Here is a 14834-nt window from a genome sequence, read left to right as displayed (position 1 = left end):
AAGGTAAACTATCATATTTGAGGGATTGAAAATGAAATTAAAACAAACAGGCCGCTTTCAGCAAAAGATGTTTAATAAGCTTTTTTTAACGTCCTCTATTACGATAATTGTAACCGTTATCATTTTGATTGTAACTATTACAAACTATTATTCTGAAATCATCATTCAGAAGGAAGTGAATGTGAATACAAGGACGATAGAACGGGTAGAGGATTATTTTTCTGCCAAGGATTCAGATGTAAATAAAGCAATTAGAGATATTTATGTTCAAGGAGATCTCATTGATGATATCTCCTTTGCCCTTCATAACGGATATGGAAAATATTTGGAGTATCGCCTTAATCGCTTTACAGAGGACCATTCTTATTTTCCTAGCAATCTAGATACTTATTTTAATGGTTTTTTTAGTCAAGATAGTGATATTAATGCAATCAGTCTCCGCTCATTGGATAGTCACAGTGTAGAATATTTGCTTATCAATAATTATCTTCGCTGGAATGAAAGCATGAAGAACGCAGAAGTAACGGAGAACAAACCTGAAGCAAATTTAAGGAGTGCCGGCCTGCCGAAAGGGCGGAGATTAAAGGATACCATCACCAAAAAGGTGGTCATAAATAATCCTGTCACACTGGAGAAAATAGGTGAAATTTCCATCTTTTACTCGACTGAACATTTAGATAAGATGGTCCAAAAGGATGAAGGCGCACCAGCCTCTTTCTTTTTATTGGATGCTGAAGGCAAAACCATTTATTCTCATAATGAAGGTGTGCCATCAGCAATAATCCAGCAATTTAAACAAGAAACGAATGAAACGAAGCTAAGTTATAAATCAAAAAAATTTTACATTAATACAGTTGCCAATAAGGGTGATTATACATTTGTCAGTGTCATAACGAATGAAGGCTGGCAGAAGCTATCGATTGTCAGGGGAACGATGTGGGTCGTCATAATTCTCCTTATAGTCGCAGCCATTTTGATGTCTTATACATTTATGCAAAATTACTCACGCCGCATTAACAAAATAGTATCGACCATTCGTCAAGTGGAAAAGGGAAACCTGGCTGCACGGATTCCTGCATCTGATGAAGAGGATGAATTAGCGAAGATTGCCTTTAATATAAATTCCATGCTCGATGAATTAAATAATTATATTGCCCAATTTTATTTACTTAACTTAAAGCAGCAGCAGGCAGAATTGAAGGCGCTTCAAGCACAGATTAATCCGCATTTTTTATTTAATACGCTTGAAGCCATCAGAATGGTGGCAATGTTGGAGGGTTCTAAAACTTCCAGTAAGATGACCTTTCATTTATCAAAACTGTTCCGCTATTCACTGGAATCGAAAGATATTGTCCCATTATATACCGAGATTGAATATGTTAAACAATATTTAACATTAATGCAGTTTAAACATCCCGATAAGCTGGAGGTTCAGTTTCATTTAGCAGAGGAAGTAGAGCAAACACCTGTGCAAAAATTAATCCTTCAGCCGATTATTGAAAATTACTTTGTACATGGCTTTAAAAAGGATCGAACTGACAATCTCTTAACAATTAGCGGCGTTAAACTTGGCGAAAAAATTGAAATCAGGATTGACGATAATGGGAAGGGCATGTCAGAAGAAAAACTGTCCCAAATTGTTCATCATATTAATTGTGAAGAGGGCGATGAAATGAAATCAATTGGATTAAGAAATATTCATCAGCGTTTAAAGCTAAAATATGGAGACCAATACGGGCTCTCGGTAAAAAGCAGTCCAGCAGTAGGAACAACCGTTATTTTAACCATTCCAGTTCAGGGGATTTACCATGTTTAAAGTACTGTTGGCAGATGACGAACCGATTATTACAAAAGGACTTTCAGCGATTTTGGATTGGGAAGATTACGGATTTGAGATAGTACATACAGCAGAAAGTGGCGAGGAGGCACTCTCTTATATAAAAGAGAATCCGATTGATATTCTCATTTCGGATATTTTAATGGGAGAAATGTCCGGTCTTGATTTAATCCAAGAGGTTAAAAGCATTCGGTCTGACACAAAGAGTATTGTTTTAACAGGTTATCAGGAGTTTGACTATATAAAACGAGGGTTGTTATTAGGGATTGAAAATTATTTAGTTAAGCCTGTTGATGAAGAGGAATTATTAAAAACACTGCAATCTGTCGGACAGAAATTAAAGGTTGCAACTGCTGGCAGCCACCAGACAAAAGACTCAACTACCATGCTGGATAATACATTATGGGGCTTTCTGACAGGGGAAGTTAGCCAGCATGATTGCTTGGAAAGATTAGCATTGTATAACATTGAATTTAATAAGCCGTTTTATAATGTTTCTATCTTAAATATTGAACATTTTCAGCAGTCTGAAGTTGTAAATCACATCCGTCATTATATTGAAACAAAGTACTCTGCCTTATGTCTCCATAATCCGAATCAAGAGATCATCATTATATTTGACGGTTCAAGTGAAGAGGAACTAATAAAGCAAAACCAGCGTCTAGTGACTGACCTCTGCAATGAACAAAAAAGAATAGGCTTATTTTATTTGGCAATGGGCAAACCAGTTCAAATGCTGGATGAATTAAATGAAAGCTTTACGATGGCAAGAGACTGCAGCGCCATGCAGTTATATTTAGAACCTAATGTGCTGATTACAGATAAACAGGCATTAGATCGGCATGATGAACAGAAACAGCAGCAGGAATTCAAAGATTGCCTTGTGAAAATGCTTATGAATGCGGAGGAAGAATCGCTAGCTCTAGTTGATTTATTTTTTAAGAATTTAACAGAAAAAGACAATCTTATCTCGCCGCAAGTAGCGAAAAAATATACATTTGATTTAATCTCTTATATTCATTATTCAGTGCGTCCAGATGATCTTTGTCTTTATACAGCTGTTGTGGAACGGATTGTCTATAGTTCGGATATTGAGCAGATGAGGGACATTTTGACTGAATATTGCTATGAACTGATTCTGACTGTTCATAATCATGTTCATTTGCGAAGTCCAATTGTCCAAAATGTTCTTACCTTTATTCATGCTCACTTTGACCAAGGCTTGTCCTTAAAAACACTAGGGCAGCAATTTCATGTTAATGCTATTTACTTAGGTCAGTTATTCCAAAAGGAAGTAGGAGTTGTCTTTTCAGAATACCTTAATCGTTATCGCTTGGAAAAAGCGAAGGAATTATTGAAAGCCACTCATTACAGGGCAGGCGATATTGGGAAAAAAGTAGGTTATTCTGATACGACTTATTTTTATAAGCAATTTAAGAAAATGGTTGGCACAACTCCGAGTGAGTGGCGGAAAATTTAAAAAAGGAAGCGGTGATAAATTTGAAATATCTTTTTCCTGAAAAATTTTGGTGGGGAAGTGCGGCATCTGGTCCGCAAACAGAAGGAGCAGCTATGATTGATGGCAGAAAGGAAAGTATGTGGGATTTTTGGTATAGCCAAAATCCTGAATGCTTTCATCATGGCGTCGGACCGACCCATACATCAGATTTCTATCATCGATTTAAAGAAGATATTCAGTTAATGAAAGAAACGGGTCATAACTCTTTTCGCACATCTATCCAATGGTCACGGTTAATCCCAAATGGAACCGGGGAAGTAAACGAGAAGGCTGTTGATTTCTACAATCAGGTCATTGATGAGCTGCTGGCCAATGATATCGAACCATTTATTAATTTATACCACTTTGATATGCCAATGTGCATGCAGGAAATAGGCGGCTGGGAGAACCGAAACGTGATTGATGCCTATGTGAACTATGCTACTACCTGTTTTCGGTTATTTGGAGGTCGTGTGAAGTATTGGTTTACCTTCAATGAACCAATTGTGCCTGTCGAGGCTAGTTATTTATATGATTTGCATTATCCTAATGTAATTGATTTTAAGCGGGCGGCCATCGTTGCCCATCATACCATTGTCGCTCATGCAAAAGCCGTCGAGGCATTTAGGAAATTAGAGTTAGCTGGGAAAATCGGCATTATTCTTAACTTAACACCCTCTTATCCAAGAAGCGAGGACAAAGAGGATAGGGCAGCAGCTCATATTGCAGATGTATTCTTTAACCGCAGTTTTCTCGACCCAGTCACAAAGGGGGTATATCCTCGTGAATTGGTTGAAATTTTACAAGCAAGAGAGTTGCTTCCGCCTGTTGAGGCCGATGATTTGGAGGTAATCCGCAATAATCCGATTGATATTTTAGGAGTGAACTACTATCAGCCTCGCCGCGTAAAAGCGAAAGAAACCCAAGAATCAGAAAATGCTCCGTTTATGCCTGAACATCTATTTGATCCTTATATTATGCCAGGCCGAAAAATCAATCCCCACCGCGGCTGGGAGATTGCAGAGGAAGTAATTTACGATATTATGATTGATATTCGTGATAATTATGATAATATACCTTTTTTCATCTCAGAAAATGGTATGGGGGTTGAAGGGGAGGAAAAGTTCCGCAATGACGCAGGATATATTGAGGACGATTACCGAATTGAGTTTGTGAGAGAGCATTTGCAATGGGTGCATAAAGGTATACAGGAAGGAGCCAATTGCCTTGGATACCATATGTGGACATTTATGGATAACTGGTCATGGACAAACGCTTATAAGAACCGCTACGGATTTGTAGAGGTAGATTTAAAGAATAGCCTGAAACGTACTGTGAAAAAATCAGGGCGATGGTACAAGCAGCTGGCAGAAAATAACGGATTTTAACAGAATGGAGAGTGAAATTCTGATGGAAGCCTATATGGTATTCGATATTGGCGGCACCTTTATCAAATACGCAGTAATGGATGAGTCTGCCAGAAAACTAAGAAGTGGCAAGCTGGCAACACCTAAGGATGGACTGGACAGTTTCTTGCAGACCATACAAAGAGTAGCAGAGGAAAATGCTGCTGACTTTGAGTTGCAAGGAATAGCAGTAAGCTCACCAGGGGCGGTCGATATAAAAACAGGTTATATTGGCGGAGCGAGCGCTATCCCCTATATACATGGGGTAAACATGACAGCACTCATCAGAGAAAAGACCGGACTTCGGACAGTAATAGAAAATGACGCGAATTGTGCAGCCTTGGCAGAAGGCTGGTTAGGAGCAGCCAAAGCAACAGATTACTATATTTGTATTGTAATAGGAACAGGAATAGGCGGCAGTATCGTCCTCAATCAAACCATTTTACGCGGCGCCACTCTTCACGGCGGAGAGTTCGGCTGCATGATAATGGGAGCACCAGCACAAGAGCCACTACAAGGCACATGGAGCCTTGCAGCTTCCACGAATGCTCTAGTAGAGGAAGTAAAAAAGAGAAAACAGCTAGAAGAAGGAACATTCGATGGAGAAGCTGTATTCCGCTTAGCAAAAGAAGGCGATTCGATTGCCAAAGAATGCATTGCTGAATTTTATAAAAGGCTTGCCATCGGTATATATAATTTGAAATATGCCCTCGACCCTGAAAAAATCCTAATTGGCGGCGGAGTCAGCAGCCGTCCAGAAGTAATAGAGGGAATTAACCGTGAATTACAGCAGCTGCGAAATGATGTTTCTACATTACAAATAGAAGTGGAAGCTTGTCAGTTTGGAAATGATGCAAATTTAGTCGGAGCGTTGTTTCATTTTCTTAATACCAAGTATTGATAATTGCCCACCTATATTAAGTGCTGAAATGCACTTGAATATAGGTGGGTTTTATTTTTTATGGAGATATTTAGATAATGAACCTATTAGTTAACCAAAAATAAAGGAAGAGAAAGGGAATCTAGAACACGATAGTGCGTGCAGTGACTTTTCCGGTTGGCATGTTGCCTACTGCTCCCAGCAAAAACAGTTCTTTATTTTAACCAATGAATCTATGCTTTTACCAATAGGATGAGAAGTATAGTCCTGATAAAATTATGTAAGGGTTTACATTTTATTTAGGCATCTATTGAAAATAACGTCACAAAAGGGGGGAGAGTAGCACTTATTCCAAACATGGACGAAATACGTGGTGAGTACTTTGCAGAAATGGTTAAACAAAAAAGCGTTCACTTAACTTCTTTTGTTATCACATACAGTAGTAAAAATAAAGGAGGACAATGGATGTTTTCGCGATTCGGAAAAACTAAAAAAACACTAATCGTCACAGTTTCGTTGCTTTTTACTTTGCAAACAGGCTTGTCTACAGCTTTGGCGGGAGATACTTTGCCATACACAGGTGACAGTGCAACTGGATTAAATCAGCCAACTCAACACGGTTATACAGCGAATGACATTTTAGAATGGACACCTGAAGCGGATAAAAATGCGGAAATGCTGCGGTCACGAGTTCCTTTACAAGAACGTAATCAGGCATTTTCTGCTACACAGGCTAACCCAAATGTAAGCTCTGAGACACAAATGTTAAATCTTGCTGGTGATTATGGCAATGCTTTTATGGACAGCACAGCGTATACGAATAAATTCGGTCAATATACATTCCCGTACTGGCAGTATATTGACTATTATTCTTATTGGCATGGTACAGCGTCAGCTGATGTGCCGAATTACTTATATAATCCGAGCCTGCCATGGTATGAAAGATGGTTTGAATTTGGAGTACTTAATATTCCGAATCCTGCTTATACAAATGCCGCACATAAAAACGGGGTTAAATCTCTGGCGGTTATTTTTTTCTCGAGCAATGACAGGGGACCGCAAACGTATACACAAATGCTGGTAAAGGATAAGAAAGGTAACTTTCCTGTTGCTGAAAAGCTGATAGAGATGGCTCAATATTATGGTTATGACGGTTATTTCTTTAACCAGGAAGAAGCTAGCTCAGGGGTAGCTGTGAAGGATATACCTGTTTATAAAGAGTTTTTAAAGGTGTTAAGAGACAAAGGATTGTATGTGCAATGGTACGATTCTGTTCATAATACTACTGGCAAAACGAGGTATGAAAATGAATTTACGGCAGTTAATAGTCCGTTTGTAAAGGATGAGCAGTATGGTGATTTGGCTAACTCGATTTTCTTAAATTACTTATGGAACAAACAAAAAATGGTGAATTCTAAAGCACACGCCGAAAGTCTAGGGTTAGATTCATTGAAGACAGTGTTTGCTGGAATTGAAGCGGGCGGCGACAGGTTTAATAAACAGCGTAATGATTTGCGAAATAATTTGGACAGCAACGGAAAGCCGTTAAATAGTATTGCTATGCTGGGGTCTGATTTTACGCATCACGGCTTGGATGAAGATCTTGGCGGGGAAGATACAAATCGACGCAATGACAGTGATTATCAATGGATGTCATTTATCCGTGATCGTGCTTGGTGGTCAGGACCAAATTTGGACCCGACGAAAACGGGAAGAAACGCAAATGCACAGCTTTCAGATGTAGCAGCCAAAGGCGATAACTGGGATGGTGTTGCGGCATATATCGCTGAGCGCAGCGTGATTCAAGGTGCCAATTTTGTGTCTGATTTTAATATGGGCCGCGGTCAGGCTTATTATGTCAATGGCAAGGTAAGCAATGCAGAAGAATGGTCCAATATTAATATTCAAGATATTCCAGTGACATGGCAGTGGTGGCTGGAAACAACAGGTACGCCGCTTCAGGCTGATTTTGATTTTGGTCCTGAGTATAATGCAGGTTCAAGATACAGCTATGAAAAAGTCGGTGCCTTTAATGGCGGCAGCTCGCTAGTCGTAAATGGCGCACTAGATGCGGATAACTTCTTACACCTTTATAAGACTGATTTGCAAGTTAAACAGGGCTCAGAATTTTCCCTTACTTATAATAAAACATCGCCAGACGATTCGTCTGAAATGAGTGCCGGCTTCATTTTCAAGGACAATCCAGACAAGGTTGTGAAAGTAAAAGTTCCTGATTCCGGCAAGAAAACAGCAGGATGGGTAACCGCTAAGCTTGATTTAGCTGATTTTGCTGGCAAAGAAATTGCAGCCTTTGGCATCCATTTTGCTAACGGCGATAAAAAAATCGATGATTATCAAATGAATATTGGGCAAGTGAAAATAAGTGACGGTTCTATTAAGAAACCGCAGGCACCAACAGGGCTAAAAATTACAAAAGCTTTACGGGACTCCAATGAAATGAATATTTCATGGGATATGGAAGCTTACGATAATGTGAAGCAATACAATGTCTATAATAATGGAGTTTATGTCGGCGGCATATACGATGAAGTCTTTTACATGAAGAATTTGCAAAGTCTATCTGGTGAAATTACGTTGACGGCTGTGAGTCAGGACGGTCAAGAAAGCGACCCTGCAGCAGTGCATTACGACTTAACAAAAGGTGTAAGTAATATTAAAACCGTGCAATCAGATAACGGCGATATGGTAGTGTCCTGGAAAAATCCAATGGACATAGACGGTAAGATTTCTATCAATATTGCTACAGAGTACGACTATGCGAAGAAAGTAAACGAAACAGTCACTGTGAAAAACGGCAAAACAGAAGTGAAACTGCCTGACATGCCAATTAACGGTGATAAATATCTTATTAAAATAAAAGTCGGCAGCAATGACTGGATTAGCTACAGAGGCACGTTCTTTGATAAATCCATTGAAGCTTATTCAGCAGAAAAAGTGACGATAGAAGGGAATTCTGTTACATGGGGACTACCTGAATCAAGGGATTGGCACTATCTGTATGTCTATGAAAATGGTGAAGCGAAAACATTTGATACTACCTACAGTCAAGGACACAAACCTTATATTGTCCGCGGCCGCACACATACGAAAGAGCTCACCTTTGAAACGGAAGCAACAGACAGCAGTTTAGAATTTGTGCTGGAAGATTATTCTGGCAACAAAGCCAGTACTGTTATTAGAACCACATTAGATAATCTTTACAGTATGATTAATGATCTTGTTGAAAGTGGAGAATTGAATAATAAGTCAGGTGAGCAGCTGACAAAAACCTTAACTGCTGCAAAGAAACATTATGACGGCGGCCGTTTAAAGCAGGCAGCAACCAGCCTTAATAAGTTTAAGGATGAATTAAACGATAAAGAAATGAAAAATGTTTCAGAAGACACGAAGAATAGGTTAAAAGCTAATGCTGATTATTTCCTAAGAAATTGGAAGAAGTAAGAGTGATAGATTAGGAGGGAAAGATTTTGACATTACAAAGGGTTCAGCGTTTTATTCAACATTTATCGAATTATGTGCTTTTGGAATCTATTTCGATCAATGATTGGCAAGCAAAGCGCGGCATCTATGTTAAGCCGGGAGAGTATGAATTTGAATCAGACGATACTGTTCTTATAAATGAAGGTGACTGGTTGATTAATGCAGGCGCCACAATGCTTTTGGAAAAGGAGATAACCATTCCAGCTGATTGGCAGAATCGGCCGTTTGGACTTACATTCCTTTCTGGTGCAAAGGACCGCCGGACTCTTCATGAAGGGTTAGTTTCATTAAACGGCATGCCACATCACGGTATTGACCGCAACCGATGCTATGTTCCGTTTCCAGAGGAGGTTCGCGGGAAAGAAAAGGTTAACATAAAAATTGAACTATATAATTACGCTGGCCAAACACTCGATGAGTTAAATTATCAAAATGAACCAGCAGAATTCGACCCGCCGCCCTTGAATCTTTTAAAAGCCAGCCTTAGTTTAATAAATACAGGTGTTCAAAGTTTACTGGCTACTGTGAAATGCTACTATGAAACTGCAAAATTACTGCCGGAAGATGATAGTGATCGAGTTAAAATCATCGAGGCATTGCAGGAAGCTGAAAAAAGAATTCTGTCAGAAAAGCCGGAAGCATTTACGAATCAGTTATTAATTGCTGACATGGAGGCTGACTTACAGAAAAAGTTAAATATGTTGACGAGCAGTACGGCAGGTCAAATGCTGATGGTAGGTCAGTCTCATATTGATTTGGCATGGCTATGGCCTGTGAAGGAAGCGATTCGTAAATGCAGCAGAACATTTTCAACAATGAGCACCTTGCTTGATGAGAATCCGAGCTTTACTTATGCTCAAAGCCAGCCTCAAGCCTATGCTTTCGTAAAGGAGCATTACCCTGAAATCTATGAAAGGGTTAAAAAGCAAATTGCTGATGGGCGCTGGGAAGTCGTCGGCGGGATGTGGGTAGAGCCTGATTTAAATATGCCGTCTGGTGAATCATTAGTTCGTCAGCTTCTCTATGGAATGAAGTTTTACAAGGAAGAATTCAGCAAACAGCCAAGAATTGAGTGGCTCCCAGATACATTTGGCTATTGTGCATCACTGCCGCAATTGTTAAAAAGTGCTGGCATTGACTATTTCATGACATCCAAGATGAATTGGAATGATACCAATCCATTTCCTTTCGATTTATTTTACTGGGAAGGAATTGATGGGACGCGCATCCTTTCCTTCTTAAATCATGGCTTAAATGAATATACCCATCCTGAAGAAATCAAGACACATTGGGATAGTTATAAGCAAAAAAATCTCCATTCAAAGCAGATGCTGCTATACGGCCATGGAGATGGGGGCGGCGGTGTTACCCAAGAAATGATTGATTATATTGATCGGTCTTCGTCTTTGCCTGGCTTGCCAGCCGTCGTAAACAGCACAGCCCATGAATTTTTCGATGAAATAACGAAGTCCAATCCGTCCTTGCCGACATGGGTTGGTGATATGTATTTGGAGCTCCATCGCGGAACATACACGACCCATGCCAGAAATAAGAAATGGAACCGAAAGGCAGAGGTGCTGTACCGGGATGCGGAAATTTGGGGAAGCGCAGCTATAAACTTCGCCGGAGTGAAGCTAGCTTCGTCATTGGAACAAGGCTGGAAGCAGCTTCTTTTCAATCAATTTCATGATATTATCCCTGGATCTTCCATTCCTGAGGTGTATGTTGATTCTGAGGCTGACTATAAGGAAATCTTTGCCTGTGGTGAAAAGGTGCAACAAGAAGCTATCCATGTGCTGGAACAGCAAATAGACACAGAAGGTGATGGAATACCAGTTATTCTCTTTAACAGCTTGTCCTGGAAAAGGTCGGAGACAGTGAAAATATCAGGTGGACTAGAATTGGCAGGAAAGGGAGCAGTAACTCGGGATGGTGAAGAGCTGCCCACAGACATTATTCTATTAGAAGATGGTCGCATAGAGTTATCTGTTTACGTTCCAGAAATCCCAGAAATGGGTTATCAAGTGATTTGGTTAAAAGATTTGGAGAAACAGGGAAGTAAAGTAGAAGAGGCGAACGTTCGCCAATGGGAGACGGAATATTATCATATAGAGTGGAATGAGCAAGGAGAAATTTCCCGTTTATACGATAAAAAGGTCAAGCGTGAAATCTTGCCTAATGGTGCTTTCGCCAATCAATTGCAGCTGTTCCATGACCGCCCGATGCTTTGGGATGCTTGGGATATCGACCCTGAATTTGCAAATCAGCCGGCAGAAACGGTTACTCTGTTAGAACAAAGCATCCGAAAAGGAGCAACAAAGGATATCATTCACTTTAAATGGCAGCTTTCACAGTCAACTATTGAACAAGAGCTGATTTTATATCACCACAATCAACGAATCGATTTTCAAACTAGGGTCGATTGGCAGGAGCAGCACAAATTATTAAAGGTTGCATTCCCTGTTGATGTAATGAGTAACAAAGCTACGTTTGAAATTCCGTTCGGCTCAGTAGAAAGAGCCACACATACTAATACAAGCTGGGAGAAAGCCCAGTTTGAGGTGTGCGGCCATCGCTTTGCCGATCTCTCCGAATCTGGTTATGGTGTCAGTTTGCTGAATGACTGCAAGTACGGCTATGATGTAAAGCAAAATGTGTTGCGTCTGTCCTTGCTGCGGGCACCTAAATGGCCAGATAAAGGGGCAGACATTGGTTATCATGAATTCACTTATTCGTTTTTCCCACATAAAGGCGACTGGAGAGAAGGGGCCGTTGTTAAGGAAGGATATGAGCTGAATCACCCTGCTGTTATTTACCGTGCTTCTGCCCATCCAGGAACTTTGCCTAGTTGCTCTTCTTTTATAAAAACAGAATCCAGCCACGTCATCCTTGATACAGTTAAACAGTCAGAGGACGGCAAGAGTCTCACTTTAAGAATGTATGAGTCAAGCGGCGGCAGAGGGGAGATTCATGTATCATTTGCTCGGAATATTCTCTCGGCATATGAAACAAATCTGCTGGAAGAGAAACAGACAGAAATCTTTGTACAAGAGAACAGGCTGTCTTTAAACTTAAAGCCATTTGAAGTAAAAACGATCGTCGTTAATTTATAACGGTATTGAGGGGGATGAGTCATTCTAATATGGAGAATGAGACAATCAATCATGAAATAGAAGCATTGTTAGCAAACATGAGTTTAAAGGAGAAGGTCGGTCAGGTTAATCAGAAGCTGTATGGCTGGGAAGTATACGAGAAAACTGACACAGGTTATATCCTCACAGAGAAGTTTAAAGAGCATGTTCGCATATGGGATGGAGTCGGAGTGCTTTATGGGTTATTCCGATCCGACCCTTGGTCAGCTGTCCATTTTGACAATGGCATTACAAAGGATGCAAGTGCTGATGTAGCCAATATGATTCAGAAATATGTAAAGGAGCATACAAGGCTGGGCATTCCTGTCCTGCTTTCGGAGGAATGCTCCCACGGCCATCAAGGCTTAGACAGTCTGATTACGCCTGTTAATTTAGGAATAGGTGCGACATGGAACTCAGAGCTGCATGAAAAATTAATGGCAGCAGTGGCAGAGGAAGTTCGGGCAAAAGGCGCCCATTTAGCTTTAGTTTCCACATTAGATATTATTCGTGACCCAAGATGGGGCAGATCTGAAGAGTGCTTCAGTGAAGATCCTTATCTTGCATCCCGGTTAACAGAGGCCGTTGTATCAGGGATGCAAGGAGAGAAAAGTGAATTTATTCCCGCTGGAAAAATGGCTGTTGTTTTAAAGCATTTTGCCGCACAAGGTAACGGACTAGGTGGGAAGAACGCTGCTCCGGCATCAATCGGTGAAAGAGAATTACGAGAAATTCATCTGCCGCCAATGATAGCTGCCATAAAGTATGGAGCTCTAGCCTGTATGGCAGCTTACAATGAAATTGATGGAATTCCCTGTCATGCCAATGGCTATCTCCTCAATCAGATTCTGCGCAAGGAATTTGGATTTAAAGGAGCGGTAATGGCGGATGGCTGTGCTCTTGACAATTTAGTCTCATTAACGGAAAGCAAAGAAAAAGCAGCTGCTTTAGCACTTGAAAATGGAGTGGATATAAGTCTTTGGGATGATGTGTATCCCACTTTAGAAGCTGCCGTTCAAAGGGGGCTAGTCAGTGAAGAAAAGCTGAATGATGCGGTAAGAAGGGTTTTAACTCTCAAATTTAAAATGGGGTTATTTGATAAACCTTATATGAATCGTGCACAAAGCAAGACGAAGGAGAATAATGAGAGAATTAACCTGGAATCTGCTCGGCAGTCGATTGTGCTGTTAAAAAATGAGGGAATTCTGCCTTTTAAAAAGAATATTAGTAAAATTGCTGTAATCGGCCCTAACGCAGATTCTGTCTATAATCAGCTTGGCGATTACACACCGTTTCAACGAGAAGGCAGTGTGATAACAGTCCTGAAAGGAATAACTGCGCTAATGAAAGAGGCAGAGGTTGTTTATGAACAAGGCTGCGGTATTCGTTCTCATGATGAGGAAGGAATAGAAAGAGCAGTTGATTTAGCGAAAGCTTCAGATGTAGCAATAGTTGTTGTAGGCGGATCAAGTGCAAGAAATTTTGATGCCCAATTTGACGTAAACGGAGCGGTTATCGATACAACTGGCGAGGAAGAAATGGATTGCGGAGAAAATGTGGATACAGCTGATTTAGAGCTGGGAGGGCAGCAGATGCAGCTCCTCAAAAAAGTGATGGAAACAGGCACACCGGTTGCGGTGGTGCTCGTTCAAGGCAGGCCTCATGCTATTTCCTGGATAGCAGAACACGCTAAGGCAGTCATAAGTGCTTGGTACCCTGGACAAATGGGTGGTCAGGCGATTGCAGAGATTTTATTTGGGGATGTCAATCCGAGCGGTCGTTTACCTGTTTCTATCCCAAGGTCGTCTAAACAGCTGCCAGTTTTTTATAACTACAAAGAAGGAGGATACAAGAAAGACTATTTTGATATGTCTGGCAGTGCCTTGTATCCCTTTGGCTTTGGCTTATCTTACACACAATTCGACTACAAAAATCTGCAAGCAGAAAGACAAATGCTGTCAGTCAGTCAATTATCAGCAGGGGAGAAATTCTCCCTAACTGTAGACGTCACTAATAAAGGAGAACGAGCCGGATATGACGTAATACAGCTTTATATAAAGGGAAAGGGCTCTAGTATTACGCGAAGGGTAAAGGAATTAAAAGGCTTTAAGAAGGTCTGGGTTGACGCTGGGGAAACAAAAGAAGTTACGTTTGAACTTGGGAAGGAAGAATTACAAGTTTTCAGCAGTCAAAACATCTATAAATTGGAACAAGGATCATGTGAAATTGAGGTTGGCAATCCTGTTACTTGCTTAAGTTTAGACTTGAGTATCTGCTGATTGAACAGATATAAAAGAGGACTGACATTAACTGGTTAGTCCTCTTATTTCAGTAATGGAAGCGCTTGAAAGGGGTGGCTGTATTTGGTATGATTGAATAACTACATAGGAAATGGAGGTTTTTCTTTTGACAGCATCCATGAGATTAAGATAAGGGAAGTTCATTCGTTAATGGAATACGTTTGAATGCTAAAACCTATGTTTATAGCTAAAGGATTGGTCTGTCTATTTTTAAGAAAACCTTATTTAACGGTTGTTTGAAAAAGGGGATATGTCTGTCCTCTTTTTCATTTGTCTTCGAA

The 14834-nt window shown here is 40.3% G+C and carries 7 protein-coding genes; all 7 read left to right on the top strand.

What is annotated here, in order from left to right; translation table 11 throughout:
- Positions 1–31: 31 nt before the first annotated feature.
- Positions 32–1816 carry a sensor histidine kinase gene (locus M3600_RS17875; RefSeq protein ID WP_233315545.1) on the top strand — a complete coding sequence of 595 codons (1785 nt, stop codon included), beginning with the start codon at positions 32–34 and terminating at the stop codon, positions 1814–1816.
- Positions 1809–3317, top strand: a complete 1509-nt coding sequence (locus tag M3600_RS17870; protein ID WP_251646944.1) for a response regulator transcription factor — start codon at positions 1809–1811, stop codon at positions 3315–3317. Before M3600_RS17875 ends, M3600_RS17870 begins: the two co-directional genes overlap by 8 nt.
- 20 nt (positions 3318–3337) lie before the next feature.
- The gene (locus tag M3600_RS17865) at positions 3338–4723 is read left to right on the top strand and encodes a glycoside hydrolase family 1 protein (protein WP_251646943.1); all 1386 of its coding nucleotides are present in this window, start codon (positions 3338–3340) and stop codon (positions 4721–4723) included.
- A 4-nt stretch (positions 4724–4727) separates the two neighbouring features.
- Complete coding sequence (locus M3600_RS17860) at positions 4728–5642, top strand: ROK family protein (protein WP_233315542.1); 915 nt, start codon at positions 4728–4730, stop codon at positions 5640–5642.
- A gap of 444 nt (positions 5643–6086) precedes the next feature.
- Positions 6087–9083, top strand: coding sequence for an endo-beta-N-acetylglucosaminidase (locus M3600_RS17855; protein WP_251646941.1), 2997 nt, complete (start codon positions 6087–6089; stop codon positions 9081–9083).
- A 26-nt stretch (positions 9084–9109) separates the two neighbouring features.
- Positions 9110–12235, top strand: a complete 3126-nt coding sequence (locus tag M3600_RS17850) for an alpha-mannosidase (RefSeq protein WP_251646938.1) — start codon at positions 9110–9112, stop codon at positions 12233–12235.
- A 14-nt stretch (positions 12236–12249) separates the two neighbouring features.
- Positions 12250–14532 carry a glycoside hydrolase family 3 N-terminal domain-containing protein gene (locus tag M3600_RS17845; RefSeq protein ID WP_251646936.1) on the top strand — a complete coding sequence of 761 codons (2283 nt, stop codon included), beginning with the start codon at positions 12250–12252 and terminating at the stop codon, positions 14530–14532.
- The last annotated feature ends 302 nt before the right edge of the window (positions 14533–14834 follow it).

The organism is Niallia sp. MER 6, from assembly GCF_023714395.1.
Classification (GTDB): Bacteria; Bacillota; Bacilli; order Bacillales; family Cytobacillaceae; genus Niallia.
Note: the sequence above shows the minus strand (reverse complement) of the source record. Positions and strands in the feature narration are given on the sequence as shown.